The organism is Leeuwenhoekiella aestuarii (assembly GCF_004104055.1).
GTDB classification, from domain to species: Bacteria; Bacteroidota; Bacteroidia; order Flavobacteriales; family Flavobacteriaceae; genus Leeuwenhoekiella; species Leeuwenhoekiella aestuarii.
Genome location: NZ_QOVJ01000002.1, coordinates 229,042 through 250,363, shown reverse-complemented (window position 1 = coordinate 250,363; position 21,322 = coordinate 229,042). Strand labels below are relative to the sequence as shown.

Here is a 21,322-nt window from a genome sequence, read left to right as displayed (position 1 = left end):
CTTTTAAGCGGTTTTCTAGTTTTAGACCATTGGTGCACTTTGGAAATTTACATAGGTTAGCAAGGCTTTAAATGCTTCTATTGGGCTTGTTTTTTGTCTAAAATTCAAGCCAAGCGTCCCTGCCCCACTTTTGCTACGTTTTTCAATAAACTTCAAGTATTTTTTGAGGTTGTATGCAATGGCCGAGAGCTGCATGCATTTGTTGGCTTGCTTTAACCCTATGGTATTTACCTTCCTTAACCCCATAAACTGCGTTAGCGTTCCAAAGACAGGTTCTACCGTGCTTTGCCGTTTGCCTTTCATATAGCGGCCTTGTGGACTTTCTACCCGGGTGATGTTGCGCTGGTATTCTGCCCGGTAATAGGTAACGCTGAACTTCTTTTCCTGTGCGCTTTTTCCCAGACAGCTGCTGCGTATAGGACAGTCAATGCACACGTACTTGCGGCCACGGTATTCTTTCTTGCGGGTGCCGGTTCGGTAATCGTTAAACTCCTTGGTGAATGGGATGATCTTACCCTGTGGACACAGGTAATGATCTTTGTTTTCAACATACTCAAAGCCATCAGGCCCGCCTTTAAAAGTCCCGTGAGGCGGTATAAAACTTTTGATTCCCTGACGCTCTAAAAAAGCATAATTCTCTCCGGAGCTATAGCCCGTATCGGCTACACAATTCTCCCAGTACAGTCCTTGCTGCCACAGGCGGCGTTTTACACGCTTAACGATATCAGGTAGTTGCTGGTTATCTTTACCATCTGCGTGGTAGGCTTTAATGTCGGTGATTACATGATGACCCGTATCTACACTTAGCTGGCTCAGGTAATTGAGTTTTCTGGCCTTGCCCGGTTTTACACTAATACGGGCGTCAGGGTCTGTGGGACTGTAGTGCGTTTTATTACTGGTATACTTACTTCCCTTATTGCCTGCTCCAGGTCGCTGGTCCTGATCTTTACTCCAACGCTTATTGCGGGTAGAGATTGACTTTAGTTCCTGCTCATTGGCAGTTATGCTGCGTTGACCTTTGTCTGATTTATCACCTTTACTCTTACGAAACGGCTGCTCTTTGTCCATCGTACTGATGTGACGAACCCTACGCAGGTGAGACTCCAGTTCTTCTTCTGGAACTTTAAGTTCCAGAGTGTCCATCGAAGCGTTGGCTTTTACAGGAGCGCTGTCAATAGCCTGGGTATGGCCAATGACCATCCCCGCTTCTACACAAAGGGTGAACACTTTAGTAAAAACAGACTCAAAAACTTCTTCCGGAAACAATTGTCGCGTGCGGCTTATGGTTGAATGCCACGGTAATTCTTCATCAATATCATAGCCTATAAAATACAGGATATCAAGCCGCATACTGCAATGATCAATAAGCTTGCGATCGCTGATGATGTTTTCTAAATACCCGACCAGACAGAGTTTAAAAAACACCACCGGATCTATACTCTTTTGCCCACTGCTGCCATAAAAGCCGCACGTAAGTTCATAGAGAAAATCCAGATGTAAGGCTTCTTTCAATCGGCGGTAGAAATTGTGTTGTGGAACCCGTTCACTCAGCCGGAAACTATTGAAGAGCTGCTCCTGATATACTTTCTTTCCTTGCATACCATGAAATTACAACTCAATTGCAAATCAAAGGTAAACTGTATGTTAGCTTTTTGCTAACTTGTGCAACAGGCACTATACCTGTGAGGAATTCTTTGGCCGGGCCTTAGCGTTGATGCCTGAATTGCGCGAACAGATGCAACTCATCAGTAAATGCGGCATCCGACTGTCAACCGATTTTAATCCGGAACTGGACGTAAAAATTTACGAGTACAGCACCGAGTACATCATCAAACAGGCTGAAGCTTCTTTGAAGAATCTGGGGACAGACCGTCTAGACTTATTATTACTCCATCGCCCGGCACCATTTTTCAATCCGGAAGAGGTTGCCAAAGCTTTTGATCATTTAAAGCAAAGCGGAAAAGTGGTCAACTTTGGGGTTTCAAACTTTACACCGATGCAGTTTGACAGCCTTCAGTCGTATCTGGATATGCCTTTGGCTACCAATCAGGTAGAACTCTCTGTTGCCTGCCTTGAGCATTGGGAAAATGAGAACATTGAATTTTTCCAAAAACATAAAATCAAGCCTATGGCCTGGTCTCCCCTAGCCGGCGGAAAAATCTTCAAACCCGAAAGTCAGCGAGAGTACCGCCTACATTCGGTACTGAAAGAGGTCGCGGCAGAACTAGGCGTTGAAGCCATCGATCAGGTGATGTACGCGTGGTTACTGAAGCACCCGGTGGGTATTCTGCCAATCGTAGGCTCACAACACATCGACCGCATCAAAAGTGCTGTAGATGCGCTTAAAATTGATTTAAGTTTGCAACAATGGTACAAAATCTGGATCGCTTCAAAAGGCGAAGATTTGCCTTAAACTAAGAAACCGAAAAAGATTAAATAAGCCTGATTTTCTATATTAGAAAATCGGGCTTATTTATTCGACTTGATATCTTAATTTTTCAAAACCTATTTTTCCATCCTTAGATAGTACTTCTACTATAATTGAAAAATCACCCTTAAGATCCCGATTGTAAAAGCTTAAAATCGTTTTCCCACCTGTATTTAAATTAAGGTTAGGTCGCCATACAATGGTTTCTCTATTGTCTTCTTTTAGTTCTACTGCAGCATTATCAAGTTTATACTTAGGCTCATAAAATTCTTTTTTTCTAGAGAAAACAGGAATTGTCGTTTTCAAAATACCCTTTGCCTTATACGCGGTTAAGATACCACCGCCACCTATGGTATAAATAGACAGAATACTTCCCGATATAGGTATGGGAGCACTAGCACTTAAGAAAGGATGACTTGCAAGATAAAGCTGACTGTAATTAGATGCTGTATTCTTTATTAATTCAACACTTTTAATATCACTTGTAGGAAGTGTCTGCAATAAAAAATATTCATAATCCCGTATTGGGCTACCATCTACTAAAACCAATGTTTCTTCATTAACAAATACGTAAGCTTTTAAATAATTACCCGTATCATCTGAAACTCTGTAGAATTTTAATTCATCACCAAATTTCTGTCTAAGTATACTATAAAGCCCAAAAGACCACTCCGGTTCATTCTCGCGTATTTTTTCTCCACTTACTACAGTATCTGGTTTGCCATAAAGATCAGCTACTTCTTTGCGCTTAGGTGTCATCTCATAATTATCTATCATAACCGTATCGAGAGCAGTAATGCTGGAGTCGTATTCATAAAGATTTTCTTTATATATAACCTGTGCGTTTTCTAAAACCTTTTTTGCAGTTTCCCTATCGATAAAAGAACTTTTAAAATGATTTGGAAATTCAACTTCAGGTTGATCTTGTTGAGCCAAATTAAGTGTATAATCACGCTGTCTACCTGCTTCGTTTTTGGTTTGTAATACAGCACGAATTTTAGTGCCGGTATAGGGTGGTAATGAAAAATAAAAACGTCCCAAACTGTCAGTTTGTTGTTCAAAGATTTGTTGACCTTCAGCAAAAGTCATTAAGCTTACAAACACATTTTCTTTCATCTTTTCTTTAGAAAATAATGCAGCAACATCTCCTGCCACATTGAGACTTAACTCCGGCTCATAATCAAAGTCATCAGAAGAATTTGTGCTAAAATTATATTTACTCCAACCTTGTGTAAGCATTAAGGCTTCTAGGTCTGCTAGCCGATTTTTATTCTTATCGCTAAAATACCAAGTTGGGTTTTCTATCTTTCCTTTTAATTCTGAACTTAGCAATAAATAGGACTCTATATTTTCTTTCAAATTCAATTCAGGAGATTCTTTTCGATTTGCAACAACTAAAAGCGAAGCAGAAGCTATTGTATCCCGAGATTTTTCACCTAAATCAATGTTAAGCTTTGCTTGCTCCTGAGTCTCAAAAACTGCTTTATCTAAAGAAAGATTAACCGGTATTAAACTTTGATTATTCTCATTGTAAAACAAACGTTCGGCCAACGGTTCATTTTTTTTATTGAGTAGCTTGAATGCAATAATCCCATTAGGAAGTGTATGCTGAGTAACCGGGGTTGTCGCCTTCCCATTAGATAAAATTTGAGGTATTCTTCCTATAGAAATACCTCTGCTTGATACCTCAACATAAACAGTATCATTATGTATTTTAGTTGATTCTGTGCTCAAAAGGAGATTACCTCTAAGGCTATTTAAACTGAGTTTAGTCCCCTGTGTTTCTACCTGAGGTAAATTAAACAGGATCTTAGTATCAAAAGAAGATTCAACTTTGGTTATTCTTGCAGTATAAGATGTAGAGCTTTTCGGAATAAGAAAGAAACGTCCCATCCCAAGTTTGTTGCTTTTAAACTTAGCTACGATACCCCCTTCTTCATCTAGAACTTCTCCGCTCAAGGCTATACCTTTTCCCATTTGATCAATGGCTTTAAAGCCCAGTTGATTATTCATTCCAGCAATTAGATGTCCTCCTTCAGGGAAGAATTGCAAATCAATATCTGGCTTTGCCCAGTTGAAATACTTAACACTTCTCTGGCCACTTTCCGTTTCTAATAGTAATTTGGCCCAATTAGCTGTAACCGGTAGTTTCTCTTCAAACAAAAATATCCCAGCCTCGTTTTTTTTTACGGTGTATGTATTAATCTTTCCATCTAAAGCTATACTTAAGTTTACTTTATCTGTCACACTACTGTCTAAACGCTTTGGATTTAAAACCAACTTCAAGTTTTCTCCAGCAGCTACTTGTTCCGGATTAATAACATTAAATATATCTTCAGTTTGTTGCTTGCTATACTCAATAATGGAAATATATGTTTTAAACATAAACCATTCTCCAAAATTTCTATTCCATTGTGTATATGCTCTTAACTGATAATTTCCCTCAGGATAGATTTTTTCAAGATCAATAAAATTATCACCTACTCCATTCTTTATTTGGATTTGCTTTTCGACTATGATCTTATCATTAACGTCAACAAGCTCTACGTGGAGTACAGCACTAAGAGGAGAAGGTTTATTGTCTTTTGCCTGAGTTACTAAAGCCTTAAACCAAAGGGTTTCACCCTGAGCATAGGTTTGTTTATCTAACTGCAGGTATACTTTTTCTGCCAAAGCCTCTCGAGCGGTCTCTTCTTGAGCGTAAAAACTAAAGAAAGGGACAAGAACTAATAGAAAACCCAAAAGTGTTCTAATGGGTTTACACTTATAATTTTGTAGATATTCCTGCATAGTATGTTTTAGATTTTTTTTGATGCATACTAACAGTTCGATGTTATAAAACTAAGGGGTAATTGGCTTTATTATAAAACTGTAACTATAATTCTGTGGTTTTAATTGATATTTTTCGTGGGGCTTTGCTCCCCAGCTGTTATCACCTCCAACTCCGGTTTGTTTGTAATTGATAGTTAAACTGATTAAATCTCTGGGTTTAATATCAATTGTGTGACGCTGTTGCTTTTCTTCACCCGGATCAAAGTCGGAAATATAATTGTGATGTGCGCTGAAGGATACTAATGGAAGACCTACGATTTTAATTCCGACACCGGAATCGCTCGTAAGGCTAATCCATCTGTTTTCAGTGCGATACCCATTTTCCTGAGGTCTGATGTAGGGGAAATACAAATCGGCGACCGAAGACTCGTAAATACCTACAAAAGCCGATTTCTTACGGTCCTGATAATTTTCGTGCGGACCGCGGCCGTACCATTTTGCATGATCATAGGTTTTGGGTAGGATAAAATTCATACCAAAACGTGGGATCTCCGCCACTTTTTCTGAATCAGCGTAATTAAGGCTGTTGGTTACTTTAAGGCTTCCATCTGCGTAAATCAAAAAACGCGATGATGCCTGCGCCTGTAAGGTATCTAACTGATAAACCGATTCTACCAACACCGAATCAGGGGTTTTCGTCACTACTTTAAATGAAATCAATTCCTGATTTTGGGATGCATCTTTCCAGATTTTGCCTCGCTTCGGGTAGTTATTCCCAAAATCATTATCGGTAGGCGCGCGCCAAAAATTAAGACCGCCTTCTTCTTTCAGATAGTTTTGGCCTTTAAAACTATACGATTTTAAACGCCCGGTTTCTTTACTAAAACTCAAGCTTACCGCATCTGTTTTCACCGTCAGGGAATCTTTATAATCGGTAACAACAAGCTTTTCTTTTGATTCGGTAAATGCATTATTGGTTAGCGGTGTATTCGTGAGCAGGATTTGATCACGGGCAACTACAAAGTCTTTAGGCAACAGCGGCGAGGCTGTTTTAGTACGTATTGTAAAATTGATAAAATATTCATGCCCATCTTCGGGAAGTCGTAATGCCTTAAGTGTAAATACAATGGAATCTTGTGGTGCTACCTCAAGAGACCCGAGGTTATTGGAAGAGATCGCAACCCCATCACGCAATAGGTCATAAGAAATGGTGTAAGCATCCAGATTGGTAAAGAAAAAACGGTTTTTCATGGTAAATTCAAGGGCTTCGGTATCGCGTGCTTCGATTTTTACGTTTTGATATACCTGCTTAACTTCTGCCAAAGCAGGATGCGGCGTACGATCGGGATTTACAATTCCGTTTAAAACAAAATTGGCATCGTGGCGGTAACGATCGGGACCATAATCGCCGCCGTAAGTCCAATAATCGGCACCCGTACTATCCTGTTTTACAAATCCCTGATCGACCCAGTCCCAAATAAAACCGCCTTGCATTTGGGGTTGCTCGTAGACAAAATCCCACAAATCCTGCAAATTCCCGGTACTGTTACCCATACTGTGCGCATACTCGCACCAGATAAAAGGCCGATCCGGATATTTCCCGATGTAATTCTTTTTGATGTAATCCAGGCTCGCATACATCCACGGGATGACGTCAGTATGAGGTTCCTGAAAACTGGTACCGCGCTCTGCCCGCTCATATTGGACCGGGCGCGAATTATCCCGATTTTTGATCCAGTGATAGCCGTCTATAAAAGCAGGGCCGTCGCCGGCTTCATTACCCATAGACCAAATGATAATAGATGCATGATTTTTATTGGTCTCTACCATCGCTTTGAGACGATCGTGGTGCATCGCAGCGAATTCCGGTTTATTAGCAGGCGTTTTATCTTCATCGTAACCAAAACCATGGGTTTCCAGATTGGCCTCGTCAATCATATAAATCCCGTATTGATCACAGAGTTCATACCATCTGGAATCGTTGGGATAATGCGAATTACGTACTGCGTTGATGTTGTTTTCTTTGAAAAGCCGAATATCTCGCAGCATCGATTCTTCACTAATCATGTGACCCGAATATTGATCGTGTTCGTGACGGTTGACGCCTTTAAGCAGAATGGGTTTGCCATTTACCAAAAGTTTTCCGCCCTTAATCTCGACCGATCTGAAACCAATTTTAAATGAGGTGCTCATCAAGGTATTCCGGTTCTCAGTAAGGCTTAATGTTGCTGTATATAAATTGGGATGCTCAGCGCTCCAGGCTTTAACCTGTTTTATAAGATGCTGAAATTGAAGCGTATCTTTTTCCGAAGCGGCTAAACGCGCCTCCTGATCAGCGGCATAAACTTCCTGAGTACCATCATAAAGTTTTAGTTGCAGTTGTAGTTTTTTTGACCTTGAAGATTCATTCCTCAAACTTACCGAAGCATCAAGAATTCCTTCGGTGTAGGTTGAATCGAGACCAGCTTTAAAAAACACATCGGCTATATAGGATTTGGGAGTTGCGTACAGGTAAACATCACGCTCGATACCGCTCAATCGCCAAAAATCCTGATCTTCCAGATACGTACCATCACTCCAGCGGTACACCTCAAAAGCAATTTCATTTTCACCAGCTTTTACAATTGAAGTAATGTCAAACTTAGAAGGCGTTTTGCTGTCCTCATCGTAACCTACTTTTTGCCCATTAACCCAAACATAAAATGCGCTGTTTACCGCGCCAAAGTGTAAGATAACCCGCTTGTCCTTCCAATTCTCAGGCAAGGTAAAATTACGCTTATATGAGCCTACCGGATTGTAAAGTGTATCTACAAAAGGCGGATTGATCTCGTGCGTATAGCCTGCACTTACATAAAGCGGAAAATCATACCCCTGCATTTGCCAGTCGCCCGGCACTTTGATATCATCCCAACCGGAAATATCAAAATTTGATTTATAAAAATCTTCAGGCCGAGTCTGCGGCGTTTCAGCAAAATTAAATTTCCAGGTTCCGTTGAGTAAAAGAAGATTATTAGAATTGTAATAGTCGTTTTTTAAAGCTTCGCCTTCAGAATCATAAACATAAAAAGTAGCCCGCGGTTTTAGTGTATTGACCTCAAAAATACTCAGGTCCTGCCACTCGGGAGAATTTTGCTGGGCATTTATTAACTGAGCTACTAAGACGATTAGTATTACACTCAACTGGTTTTGCATTCGTTTCATTGACTTTGATTTAAGAGAAAGGAGCATAAAATACTATATCAAATAAAGGATGGTTTATTCATAATTATTCTTTGTTTATTAAATACTAACCCGTTTAAACAAGGATTGAAACAACCACCCAGGAAAGGTAGTTTTTGTTCAAAACCGAGCCTCAGCCAGAGCAACTCCCAGGCAAAGGCATAGCAAAGCCTAGGATAGAGTATAAATAGAGTATGAAAAGGCCTTTTCAAAAGAGAGAATTTAATATTTTATTAACAATTACTGGTTCAGGTCGTAAAAATTGTTTTACAATTAAAATTGAATGGTTTTGATTGAACCATCTGCCAAAGTAACTTCACCACCGGTGGAAGTATTTTTTAAAGTAACCGGCATCAATTCTGCTTCTGTAAAGGTTTCTCCTGATTTTTTCCAAAGCATCAGCGTGGCGTAGATGTTGGTTGCAGCCTGCGGCGAAAAGCTTGCGGAAACATTGATGGTTTTGCTTTCTTCAGAAACCGGATTTAAGCCCTCTGCTGATACAAACTCGGTTTTATCCCAACCCTGAAGCGGTACTAAAGCAAGTTGGTACTCGCCGTTATCAATAATATAGGCTTCGGTATCTCCAACTTTATGCCTGGATTGCTTCAGCTCTTTTCCTTCCAATTTCGGCAATGCATAATGCCCAAAACGCATCTCAACTGGCACCTGACTCGTCTGACGATCAACGCGGAGTATTCCATTAGGCAACGGAATATCGGCCAACTGCATTGTCACTTTATCGTTCGTTTCCAGTACTGCATCCCTACGATACACGCCGTTTTCATAGCTTTTAAAGGTGTACAAGCGCCAGGGTTCCCATTCGTTTTTGGCATTTTTAAATACATAGTTCATGGAGATTTCGCCATCTTCCCCATCTGCCTGCCACGGAAAAGCGGAATTGTATGATAGTTTGTTATAGTTTTCGCTACTGCGAAAGCCCTGCCAGTCGTCTGCTTTTTTCTCGTGACACCAGGCGCGTATTTCGGCAGCGCCAATATCGGGATAATCGGTGATTAGAATATTAGATGCCGCCTGAAATTTATTGTACACCTTGTCTTTTTCAAAGGTGGTATCCCAGGGACCTAGATTTTCGGTTGCGGTCCAAAACGGATTATCATCAGGAACCAAAAGTCCCAGAAAGGCTTTCCCCATCCAGAATACACTTCCGCGGGCACTGTACACCTGTACGGCAGGCTCAAAATGCCCGAAAAAACCTAAAGTCGGAATACGATCTAACAAAAAGTCTCTATTCTGTAAAAACTGAAGCAATGTACCTGAAGAGATGCGGCGCAACCAACCAAAATTAATCGTGTCGTCCTGAAGGGTTCCGGTAAAGGGAAACGGACTGATAGCCCCGATGCGGTAACTGATGCTGCGGCCCCACATAACCATCTCCCCATCTTCTGAAAACATGTAGGGATAATGATACACCAAATCCTGAAAATTAGTTTTAAAGGCTTTTGCAATCTCCGGGTAATGCGTATCACCATAAACCGAAGCCCACATAGGCCCGTACACCTGAAAAGCCCACATACTGTAGTAATCGTAAGCCGGATTGTCATTATACCAGCCCTGACCGCGATAGTGATCCAGGGATTTTTGCAGGTATTCTTCTAATAAGGGTTTGTTTACTTCGTAACCCTGCGCATCAAAAAAACTGAGTACAAAAATGTTGAAGAACTTCCAGTTTGAAGGCACGGTAGGTCCGTCGCCATAACTCAGCATCGAAGCAGCTAGAGCATCTTTATCTTTCTGACTCAACGGATCCCATAGCGTTTCGGGAGAAATGAACAGGGAAATCGCCAGCGCACCATATTCAACCAGATTCTGACTGGGACCACCATTTCCACGAGGTTTTATATAGGCTTCACTTTCCGGATCAGCCAGTTTGGGTAATTGATGTTGATAATACTCAGCTACTTTGATCCCGTTTAAGGTAAGATCGGGTTCCTTTTTGAGAAGCGGAGCCGCTACAAATAAGGTGCGTACGAGACCTTCCAGCTTTTCGGTAGGAACCCGACCGATGTTATGCGGGTAGCTTTTTCCGGGAAGCTTTGGGAATTTCATAGGATCGTCCAGATTGTCGATATAACTAAAGGCACCAGCCAATAAATACCGTGCGGCATCTTCCCAATGTTTTTTGGTCATACCGGTATACGGACTCGTTTTAAAATCGGGGTTCTCTACCTGAAATAAGGGCATCTCACCATCTACTTTTTTTGCAGGTTTGATTTCCTGCGCTGTTAAGACAGATAAACTGAGTAACCCTATAAATAAACTTGAAAGAATACTGTTTTTTTGTAAAATCATCATCTGCTTTTAGTTCGTTTTTACCAATCGATACATTTCAGAAGCCGCAAGGAGAAAGGCTCCCACTCCAAAGTCGGCAGTAGAATTGACATCAACAACCTGCCCGGGAATAGCTCTTTCACCGATAGGCTGTACATAGCCCAAAGCTCCATTTTCCTGCAAGGCAACAACAGAAAGATACTTCCAGCTTTTTTCTACAACCGGCAGATAAGTTTTGGCGTCAAGGATACCGTTATTAACACCCCATAAGTAGCCATAGGTAAAGAAAGCCGTACCGCTGGTTTCAGGTCCCGGTGCATGCTCCGGATCAAGAATACTTCGTGTCCAGTATCCTTCCGGCTGCTGAGCTTCTTTAAGAGTTACTGCCATTTTCTTGAAACGATCAATATACTCACGCCTATGCGTAGCATCTGCCGGCAAATCTTGAATCACCTTAGCTAAACCTGCAAAAACCCAACCGTCACCACGTGCCCAGAAATCCTTTTTACCATTCAGACTTTTATGTTTGGGATAGACGTATTTCGCATCGCGGAAATACAATCCTGTTTCTTCATCAAGCATGATGCTGTCTGCATAGGTTAGGTACTCGTTGAGCTTGTCTAAATACTGCTCATTACCGGTCACCTCGTATAGTTTGGTCATTACCGGCATGACCATATACAAACCATCTGCCCACCACCAATACTCATTTTTTGGCGTGCTCATCTGGTATTCCATTACCTCACGGGCACGAGCGATTTTTGAAGGATCTTTAGAACCTTCTAACGTATACAAATCAATATAGGTCTGAAATGCGATCTGCCAGTCGCCAAAAAGTACGTGATCATCCGTTTCTCCATAATTATATTTCCAGGTTGATTTATCATCAGATTTGGCACCTTTCCAATCGTTATGTTCTGCCCAGGCGGTAGAATAATCTAAGAAGTCTTTGGTACCGGTAACTTTATAAGCTTCTATATTACCCGTATGATACGCTGCCGGATGCCAAAAAGCAGACGCAGGCTCGGGATGCGTTTCCTGCCAATGCGTGTTTACTTTATCAATACTAGCTAAAACCTGATCAGGCTTTGGAAGCGAAGCATCTTTTACAGCCGAATTACCGGATTTTGAAGCCCCGCACGAGGTCAACATTAGGGTTGAGACGAAAAGATAAATCGCCTGTGTTTTGAATGATTTGTGTTTCAAAGCGTATTTCATAATTGATTTTCTGTTTTCTGAAAAACCCGTACATAGTCTACGAGGTATTCTTTGGGGAATTGCGTTTGTGACGGGTCACCTCCATTGGAACCAATCGCCAGATTGAGTAAAATATAATGCGGTTGTTGAAAGCCATTAGAGCCATCTGAATTTTTAGTTTTGGCTAAATCGATCTCGTTTAGGAGTTCGTCATCGAGATACAATTTGATGAAATCAGGCGTCCATTCCATTTTCCAGATGTGGAATTTTTCTGGCCATTGCGGGTCTTTCTTTAAAAACTCAGTAAACGGAATTTTAGCACTGTCCCACGAAACATTCTGCCAACTAGGACCCCAGGCGGCATTCGCCAAAATATGCGGTTTCCCGTCAACTTGGTAATATTCCATCATATCGATCTCGCCATTTGATGGCCAGCCTTTTTCAACGCCTAACGTCCAGATCGCAGGCCACATTCCGCTTGCGGTATCAATTTTAGCCCGTACTTCTACAATACCGTATTGAAATTGGAATTTCCCCCTTGTATTGATGCTTGATGAAGTATACTGAGCTTCTTTTCGGCTTCTTCTCCAATCGCCACTAACTGCATTATAATCCGGGTTAGCAACCTCTTCACGTCTCCCGGTAATGACCAGATTGCCGTTATCAACAGCAGCATTTTCCTCCTGATACCATTGCAATTCATTATTGCGTACAAAACCGTGCTCATACGACCAGGAATCCGAATCCGGCTTAGTACCGGTATCAAACTCATCATGCCAGATCAATTCATAACCCTGAGGTATTGAGATTTTAGCTTCCTTATTTCCCTTCGGTTTAATACCACACGAACTGAGCGCTATTGAAACAAAAAAACAAGTAATCAGATATGTTGTAAATCTCTCAAGCATTATCGTGAAGTTTTAATTTTATGCATAGTCGCAAAATCATCATTACGCATTACCAGTAAGCGCTTTTCACCCGAATTAAAGTTCATCACAGCCAGGTATCTCACATCACCATCTAACCAGGTTTTATTTGTGAAACCTTCAGTTAAAATTTTTCCTGAATCGTAGGTGAAGATTGTACCGAAAGACGCATCAAGACGCCCAATGTTTACCCGAAACGGAAAAAGATTACCAGCGGCTAATATTTCATTTTGACCATCAGCATCAAAATCAGCTACTACAAAATCTTGTATTGCAGAAAACTGAAGTTCTTCCGGCATAACGTTCAATTTAAACTTTCCCTTACCTGTATTCTCTAAATAAGAGGATTTGAGTTCATTAATTTGATATGTAAAACGCGGTTTAATTGCTGCGGTTTTCAGTAAATCATCTGTAGATGTAGCAGCATAACTTTCGTAAGTTTTATAGTATTTCTTCAAAACCGGGACTTGCCCTAATAGTTCATCTCTGCCAGGAACGGGGTAACTTACTCCATTGATATAATGCGTCAAAATAGGGTCTATACGACCGTTATTATCTATATCCTGAACGTAGTAACGCATAGGTTCTGTAACCGAAGCCGTAAAAGGGGTATTTGCTCCTAGATTCCCCAATAAAAAATCAGTATCCCCATCACCATCAATGTCGTGAGATTTTATGGTTAACCACCAGCCATTTGAATCGGCTAAACCATAAGCTTTTGTTTGATCTTTAAGTATTCCGTTTGTGTTTATAAAAATTGTGACAGGCATCCACTCACCAACAAGTACTAGATCTGGCCAGGAATCCGCATTAATATCTTCCCAGACAGCGTCAGTAAGCATTCCTACTTTTTCAAGATCAAAATTTCTTAATGCTGAAAAATTTCCCTTACCATCATTAAGCAAAATCGTGCTTCGAGGAATAAGGGGATAACTATTTGCGTTCAAGCGCCCACCTACAAAAAGATCAACGTCTCCATCTTTATCAAAATCTGAAGCTGTAATAACACCTCCACTAAACTTCATATCCGGGAGGCTATTTTCCGCTTTGCGAAACGATCCCTTTCCGTCATTGATATATAAACGGTCTTGATAATAGGCATCACCATTAAACTTCTCATTTCCGCCGCTTACGATGTATAAATCTAAATCCTGGTCTCCATCTGCATCAAAAAACAAAGAGGCAGTATCTTCTTGCGAACTATCTAAAGTACTTGTCCAGGGCTGATTTATATTGTGCTCTTCTAAAGTTCCGGTGTCTGTACCTAAATATAAAAAACCGGTTTGTCCTCGTGCTCCTTCCAGGTAAACGTCATCATTACCGTCTGCATTGACATCAGCAACACTTGCCTTACCTCCCATTTTTGAAAGTTGATAGGGAATTAAACTTTCGCTATTAAAATCGACATAATCATTCTCAGTATGCTTAAAATTTAGCTGAGAATCTTGGGTAATATCAGTAAGCAATTGGTCTTTCGGAATGAGTTCAAATATTAAAGAATTCTTGGCATCATTCTCTGAAAGAGTTAGCGTTTGGTTAACATCAAGATTATCTAATTCTGTAACCGTCTTAGAAGGCCAAATGACTTGTAAGTTTTTAATACGCTCAGCTTCCCCTATACCAATAGTCATAATGGATTCTACTGAAGATTGATATCCTCTACCGTAATACGCTTCCTGAAAAATAGAAGTCCCATTCTCTAAATTGACATAAACTTTAGCCCCTAGTGCTTGCGTATTTTTAGTATTCCCCTCAAGTTTGATTTTTATGAAATTATTCTTTTCATTTTGAGCAGTATTTTCATAAACCAGAACCGGCTGATTTAGATTATTTATAATAAGATCCAAATCTCCATCATTATCAAAATCTGCATAAGCAGCAGCATTAGAAACCGTTTTTTGCGAAAAACCCCATTCTTGTGTAACATCTTTAAATCGTAGACTTCCGGTATTCTGATAAGCATAATTAGCTACCTTGGTTGCAGGCATCTCACTTATAAGCTTCGGTAAATCTATTGCTTGTTGATTATCCTGTGCTTTTTGAACAGCATTATTAACAGTATAATTCAGAAAATCGAGATTGCTGAAATCTCTTAAAAAACCATTGGTTATGAATAAATCTTTACGACCGTCGTTGTCATAATCTGCCAGTAAAGGTGCCCAACTCCAGTCTGTATTTGAAACACCAAATAGTTGCCCAACCTCACTAAACCGTAAAATTGAATCTTTAGGAGAAAGTCCTCTGTTCAATTGTAACGTGTTGCGCATATACTGATAATGATAACCACTATCTATAAGACGCTGATATCTATTGTATTGATCGGGACCTTTTAGCGCTTTTTGCCTATAATTATCTTCTGGCCACATATCAGCCACAAAAATATCTTGCAATCCGTCGTTGTTGATGTCTGCAATATCAGAACCCATTCCAAAATTAGACAAGTGACTAAACACAGTTTTCGTTACTTCCTTAAAAGTTCCATCACCGTTATTTAAGTATAAAAAATCTTGCTCCTCATAATCATTGGTTACATAAATATCAGGGTAGCCATCTTGATTGAGATCACTTATAGCAGCACTTAACCCAAAATTTACACCTGAACCTATAATCCCGGTTTCCTCAGAAACTTCTTCAAAAAGATTATTGTTGTTTTTGAAAAATTTATTGCCATAATAGGGATGGCGTTTCTTTCTAAGTACACCGACATTAAATAAGGTATTGTAAAATTTATTGGCGTGATTAAGAAGAAACATATCCAAATCACCATCTAGATCGTAATCTAAAAAATAAGCCTGCGTACTGAAAGTCCCAACAGCCGAGAGTCCATATTCCTGAGCCTTTTCTTCAAAAACCGGAATACCTTCAGAAGAGTTGCCTGTATTGATGAATAATTGATTTGTACGACCTTGATAATCTTTACGCACAGGGGTTGTAACAGATTCTCCGGGAGCATTTCCCGAATAGGATAAATAAATATCTAATAGTCCGTCTCCATTAACATCTACTATACTTACACCCGTTTTCCAACCCTCTTTTTCTTCAATTCCAGCTTTTTGGGTGATATCTTGAAATTTAAAATCACCTTTATTAAGAAACAGTTTATTTTCAACTTGGTTTCCTGAGAGATACACATCAGCTAAGCCGTCACCATTTAAATCACCTACACCTACTCCTGCTCCATTGTAAAAGTATTCATAAGTCAAAACGTTATAGTCTGGAGTTTCTACTAGGATATTTTCAAAATCTAACCTTGTATCTGCTATTGATCTCTCCAAAAATAAAGATTGCTTTTCTTTACATCCCACAACCAGAAACCCTGAAAATATTAGAATAATGAATAGTATGTGGTTTGAAGATTTCATTTATCAATTAATGTTTTAATCTTAATTATTGCGAGATAAGTAGCGCACCACCTTCTCCCAAAACATCGATATTAAATGTTCCGTTCTTTTTTATTTTTACCGTTTTAGTTGCTGCAGAACGATCTTTTGCGTCATAAATAAGAGTCACTTCTTTGTTTTTCAACATAGGAAGTTCAAGCTTTAACGTTTTATCCTTTTGTTCTCCATTAGTTATGGCCAAATACCATTTATCATCTTTTCTTCTCGCAATTGCAGAATAATCTCCGGGTTCTCCGCCTATGTAAAGCGTTTCATCCCAAACCGCAGGAACTGTTCTCAAAAAATCAAGCACAAATTCAGGTTGCTCCACCAGATTATTTGGTGTTAAGCCAAAGTGCTGAATAGGCGAAAAATACAGGACGCCGGTTGCTAACTCAAAGGCTTCGGTTGTTTTGCGCAAAGATCCTCCTGTTTGATCTTTAGTAAGACGTTTATTAAGAAACACCGGGCCAAAATCCATTGCACCAACTGCATTTCTTACAAACGGAAGGATAGTACTTTTAAAAGCGTGTTTATCTGAAGCATCCTGAGTGAAAATCAAATTTTCTGAAGCCAGCACCGCTTCTGAAGACATATAATTAGGATACATACGTTCCCATCCGCGAGGTAGGGTACAGCCGTGAAAAACCACTCCTAAACCGTAATTATTAGCATCATTGAGAATATCTTCATAGAGCTGCATGGTGATTTGCTTATCTCCTCCAAAGAAGTCTACCTTTATTCCTTTAACGCCTATTTTTTGCATCCAGGCCATTTCGCGCTGGCGCTTATAAGCGGTATTCATTAAATCCTGTGGGGTTTGCGGAGCATTGCTCCAATAGCCGTTTGAGTTGTACCACAACAGTACCGAAACATTTTTAGAACGGGCATAAGCTACCAATTCTTCCATTCTATCTCTCCCTATACGCGCGTCCCACCAATTATCGATAAGGATATACTCAAAATTAAGCGCTGCAGAGAGCTCAATGAACTTCAATTGATCTTCGTAGTTTATGCTATCGTCCTGCCATACAATCCAGCTCCAGGTAGATCTACCCGTCTTATAATCTACTGTAGGTTCATATTTTGGTGTAACCAGATCAAATGCTACAGTTGTTTCAACTATAGGTTTTAGCGTCTTACCCAATGTAATTGTACGCCAGGGTGTTTGAACAGGCATTGCCATGGCTGCATACGTATCTCCTATCCCGTTGTTCTCACCTTCCTGAGGAAATTGTATTGGGAATAGTCCGTCTGCATTAGATTCTCCAAGACGCGAACCGGGATAACTGCCGTCAACTCCGGTTTCAGAAATTAAAATCCATCCCTTCTCTGCATTTTTAAACAACGCAGGGAATGTATAACCTACACCATATTGTGACGGTGTTCCTAATTTTTCGTCAAAAGTATATTCTTCTTCGTAAGATGGTTTAGTTTCTTCCCAACCTGTTAGCGGTAAAGCTTGATGCGTAATAAAAGACGTCGCATCATCTGGTAAATTAAATCCTGTAGCTTCAGATAAAATTTTAACTTTAGTATTCAGGTCTTTACCAATTAACCTGTATGAGAAAGCGAAATCGTTATCTTGTAAACTAAAAACTATTGTTAAAGTGTCTTTCTTAGCATTGGTGAAATTTGCTACAAGCTCATTTGCTATATAAGTCACCTTACTCACTTTAGCGTTTGTCAAAGTATACGAATCAGAAATTCGTTTTATATCTGAGTTTTCAAAAGTAAGTCCTTTTGTGAAATCTCCTTTCGAAGTCATTAAACCTAATGGTGAATCTTCCAAAAAAGATTCACCATCAAGTTCTACAGAATAAAAAACCTTACTGTCCTTTAGCTTAAGTTGAACAACCAAACCTTCATCTGGACTGGTCACCTTAACAACCGAAGCTTGACTCCAGACCAATGGTACAGTGATAAAAATAAATGCCTGAGCAATATTTTTTAAGCTTATAATTTTCATCTAAAAACGATTAAAATAAAGAGATTGTGTAACTGTATGTGTAGGTTTTATCCTCTAATCTGTATTCTTTAAATGGATATTGTCCCCAACTATTAAGCCCCCCTAAACCGCGTTGTTTAAGATCTACATGAAGAAACACTTTATCTTCTACAGTTAAATCTGTGGGGTGTTTTTGAGCTTTGGTCATACCTGGATCAATGTCTTCTGTAGAAACATCAAGCGCACTAAATCCTAGGGGTTGAGCTCCTTCTATTTTTAACCCATTTCCTGATGTATCGCTTAAAGTTAACCATCGAACATCGGTATGATAACCCGATTCTTGCGGACGAATGTACGTCCAGGTGAACTGGTTTTCTACTTTATCTTCGTAAGTACCCATAAAGGCTGATTCCTTGCGGTCTGAATAATTCTCCCAGGGACCACGACCGTAATATTCCAAATTGTCATACTGGCCATCCAGAACCATTCGCATTCCAAAACGAGGCATTTCGGGTGTTTTTTCATTCTGAAATTCGATATGGGCAGTAACTTTAATTGCTCCTGAATTTTCAATTAAATAATCAACGGTGTAAGCCGCGGCGATATTCGGTAAAGTATACGTTACTGTTACTGGAAGACCTTCTTCAGTTTTTAAACCTACAAGCGATTTTGTCACCACAGGACTTTTTGTCGCTTCTTTCCAGGCAGCTAGTTTATTTGGCATTCCGTTACCAAAATCATTATCTGTAGGAGCTCTCCAGAAATAAGGCTGTGGAAATTGTGTAATTACAGAAGCATCATTTTTAAATTTATATTCCTGAATTTTACCGGTTTTCAAATTGAAAACACCTGATAATTTTTCAGTACTAAATATCAAAGAATCACCTTCTTGTTCGTAGACTAATGCTCCTGCTGTTGAAATATCTTTAGTTTCAGCAAAAAAGTCTGTACCTCCTAATTTAAATTGTTCACTAGCTAAATTATATCCTGCGGGTATTAACGTAGAACCTGATGTTGTCAAGGCAAAAACACTAAGGTAATACTCACCATCTGTAGTTTCGGGTAGATTCAACGCAACATTTTCTTTAGTATTTGGTGCTGCTGAAACGTTAAATGCACCGTTTGAAACCTCTTGACCATCTTTAAGTAATTTCCAAATAAAATTGAATTCTTCAAGATTGGTATAGTTGTATTTATTATTCACTTGAAGCGTATTTCCTTCAAGCTTAAATTCTATATTTTGATAAACCTTTTTAACTTCAGCTAATGAAGGATGCGGTTCACGGTCTGCGGTTATCAATCCATTTGCGTTGAAGTTCTCATCATTTTGCAAGTCTTTTCCGCCAAGATCACCACCATATGCCCAGTATTCACGACCTTCTTCAGTCTCTGCTCGCAATCCCTGGTCTACCCAATCCCAGATAAAACCTCCTTGCATATGTGGGCTACTGTCTATAATATCCCAGTATTCTCTGAAGTTACCGCTACTGTTACCCATCGCATGAGAATACTCACACATAATAAATGGGCGGGTCACATCAGTACGTTCTGCGTATTCTTTCATACTGCGAATACCCGGATACATAGGTGCAACTACATCTGTATCTCGGTTTTCACCAGCTTGTTCAAATGTTACCAGTCGTGTAGGATCTGTAGCTTTTAACCAGTCATAAGCTTCATAAAAAACAGGACCGTTACCACACTCATTACCCATAGACCATAAAATGATAGATGAATGATTTTTATCCATTTCATACATTCTTTTAATACGATCTAAATGTGCCGGTGCCCACTCTTCTAAATAAGCAGGATGTTTTGATTTATCAAAATTACCTTGCCATTCTGCACCCATCGCGTGGGTTTCAATATTTGCTTCGTCAACTATATAAAAACCAAATTCATCTGCAAGGTCATATACTTGTTGCCCGTGCGGATAGTGACTCATACGCACAGCATTGATGTTGTTACGTGCCATCAATTCAAAATCTTTACGTGTCATTTCAAGATCAGGAACGTGACCTTTATCCGGGTGATGCTCGTGAAGGTTCACACCGTGAACGGTTACCGCCTTGCCATTGACTAAAAGTTGCGCATTTTTAAGTTCAACTTTTCTAAAACCGGTACGGCCAGCAGTAGTTGCCAGTGTTTGTCCGTTTTTATCTTCGAGTTTTAAACTATAAGTATATAATGTAGGTGTCTCTCCACTCCATTTTTTTACATTAGGAATTGTTCTTTCAAAAGAAATTGTACCACCCTCGCCAGGGACCGCTTTCTTTTCTGCATACATTAAGTTTCCTTTTTCATCGAAAAGCGCCACCTGTAAACGTACATTTTTCACCTTGCTTTTTTCAAAAGACCGAATATCTATAGCTGCCTGAAACATCCCATCCTTATAATTGGCATCCAGATCGCTAACCACCTTAAAATCCCAAATAGTAGTTTTTGGCATTGCCTGAAGAAACACATTACGCTCTATACCGCTTAAACGCCAGAAATCCTGATCCTCCAGATAACTCCCATCGTGCCAGCGCGTGACTTGCACAGCTAGCAGATTTTCTCCTTTTTTAAGCAAATCTGTAATATCAAATTCGGCTGGAGTTTTTGAAGCTTTGGTCATACCAGCCTCTTCGCCATTCACAAAAATGCGGGCATAGCCAGAGATAGACCCAAAACTTAAAATAACCTCTTTATCGTCCCAATTTTCAGGGATGGTAAAAGTTGTTCTGTAACTTCCTACAGGATTATACTCTCCGTTAATAAAAGGTGGATTTTTAGGAAAAGGATAAGCTACATTGGTGTAAATAGGAATATCAAAACCTTCGGTTTCCCAGTTAGATGGTACCTTTATCGTACTCCAATCGCTGTCATTAAGGTCTGTTTTGTAGAAATCCTGAGGCCTAGATACTGGATTCTTAACTACATTAAATTTCCAGTTACCGTTAAGGCTTTTATAAAGCAATGAATTTTCCGGAGAACGACTTTCTGCAGCTTGCATACTTTCATAAAGAACAAAAGCACTACGCCCTTCTTCTTTATTGCGGTCTAAAACTGTAGGGTTTTCCCATTCATTCTTCTGGTTTTGAGCGATACCACTACAAAAAGTGAATACGGTCAAAATACTAACTAGTGTTTTTCTCATCTATTATTTAATTGTCTTTAAAAA

10 protein-coding genes are annotated in these 21,322 nt (G+C 39.8%); 1 reads left to right on the top strand and 9 read right to left on the bottom strand.

Annotated elements, in window-relative coordinates; genetic code table 11:
• Positions 1 to 21 precede the first annotated feature (21 nt).
• Entirely contained in the window at positions 22 to 1,599 is a 1,578-nt protein-coding gene (locus tag DSM03_RS07020) for an IS1182 family transposase (RefSeq protein WP_236638924.1), read from the bottom strand.
• A 61-nt stretch (positions 1,600 to 1,660) separates the two neighbouring features.
• On the opposite strand from DSM03_RS07020, the gene DSM03_RS07015 reads away from it, so the two are divergent.
• Positions 1,661 to 2,413: an aldo/keto reductase gene (locus DSM03_RS07015; protein WP_128763081.1), complete on the top strand. Its 753-nt coding sequence runs from the start codon at positions 1,661 to 1,663 to the stop codon at positions 2,411 to 2,413.
• A 60-nt stretch (positions 2,414 to 2,473) separates the two neighbouring features.
• Here DSM03_RS07015 and DSM03_RS07010 read toward each other — a convergent pair whose 3' ends face one another.
• From DSM03_RS07010 to DSM03_RS06975, 8 genes are all read right to left on the bottom strand, one after another.
• Entirely contained in the window at positions 2,474 to 5,218 is a 2,745-nt protein-coding gene (locus DSM03_RS07010; RefSeq protein WP_128761138.1) for a hypothetical protein, read from the bottom strand.
• Between the two features lie 51 nt (positions 5,219 to 5,269).
• On the bottom strand, positions 5,270 to 8,401 hold the full coding sequence (lacZ, locus tag DSM03_RS07005; protein WP_236643939.1) for a beta-galactosidase, LacZ type: 3,132 nt from the start codon (positions 8,399 to 8,401) through the stop codon (positions 5,270 to 5,272).
• Between the two features lie 291 nt (positions 8,402 to 8,692).
• Positions 8,693 to 10,732: a DUF2264 domain-containing protein gene (locus tag DSM03_RS07000; RefSeq protein WP_128761139.1), complete on the bottom strand. Its 2,040-nt coding sequence runs from the start codon at positions 10,730 to 10,732 to the stop codon at positions 8,693 to 8,695.
• Between the two features lie 6 nt (positions 10,733 to 10,738).
• The gene (locus tag DSM03_RS06995; RefSeq protein ID WP_201740417.1) at positions 10,739 to 11,926 is read right to left on the bottom strand and encodes a glycoside hydrolase family 88/105 protein; all 1,188 of its coding nucleotides are present in this window, start codon (positions 11,924 to 11,926) and stop codon (positions 10,739 to 10,741) included.
• A complete protein-coding gene (locus DSM03_RS06990; protein WP_128761140.1) occupies positions 11,923 to 12,813 on the bottom strand; it encodes a glycoside hydrolase family 16 protein in 891 nt (296 codons plus the stop codon). Before DSM03_RS06990 ends, DSM03_RS06995 begins: the two co-directional genes overlap by 4 nt.
• Positions 12,813 to 16,106 (bottom strand): VCBS repeat-containing protein, encoded by a 3,294-nt coding sequence (locus DSM03_RS06985; RefSeq protein ID WP_236643938.1) that lies wholly within the window; start codon positions 16,104 to 16,106, stop codon positions 12,813 to 12,815. The genes DSM03_RS06990 and DSM03_RS06985 overlap by 1 nt, the downstream gene beginning before the upstream one ends.
• A 112-nt stretch (positions 16,107 to 16,218) precedes the next feature.
• Entirely contained in the window at positions 16,219 to 18,180 is a 1,962-nt protein-coding gene (locus tag DSM03_RS06980; RefSeq protein ID WP_128761142.1) for a glycoside hydrolase family 97 protein, read from the bottom strand.
• Between the two features lie 10 nt (positions 18,181 to 18,190).
• The gene (locus tag DSM03_RS06975) at positions 18,191 to 21,298 is read right to left on the bottom strand and encodes a glycoside hydrolase family 2 TIM barrel-domain containing protein (RefSeq protein WP_128761143.1); all 3,108 of its coding nucleotides are present in this window, start codon (positions 21,296 to 21,298) and stop codon (positions 18,191 to 18,193) included.
• Positions 21,299 to 21,322 lie beyond the last annotated feature (24 nt).

Coding starts and splice junctions, on each gene's coding strand:
- DSM03_RS06990 (WP_128761140.1), bottom strand. CDS start 12,813: ATGCTTGAGAGATTTACAACATATCTGATTACTTGTTTTTTTGTTTCA.
- DSM03_RS07010 (WP_128761138.1), bottom strand. CDS start 5,218: ATGCAGGAATATCTACAAAATTATAAGTGTAAACCCATTAGAACACTT.
- DSM03_RS07020 (WP_236638924.1), bottom strand. CDS start 1,599: ATGCAAGGAAAGAAAGTATATCAGGAGCAGCTCTTCAATAGTTTCCGG.
- DSM03_RS06980 (WP_128761142.1), bottom strand. CDS start 18,180: ATGAAAATTATAAGCTTAAAAAATATTGCTCAGGCATTTATTTTTATC.
- lacZ (WP_236643939.1), bottom strand. CDS start 8,401: ATGAAACGAATGCAAAACCAGTTGAGTGTAATACTAATCGTCTTAGTA.
- DSM03_RS06975 (WP_128761143.1), bottom strand. CDS start 21,298: ATGAGAAAAACACTAGTTAGTATTTTGACCGTATTCACTTTTTGTAGT.
- DSM03_RS06995 (WP_201740417.1), bottom strand. CDS start 11,926: ATGAAATACGCTTTGAAACACAAATCATTCAAAACACAGGCGATTTAT.
- DSM03_RS07000 (WP_128761139.1), bottom strand. CDS start 10,732: ATGATGATTTTACAAAAAAACAGTATTCTTTCAAGTTTATTTATAGGG.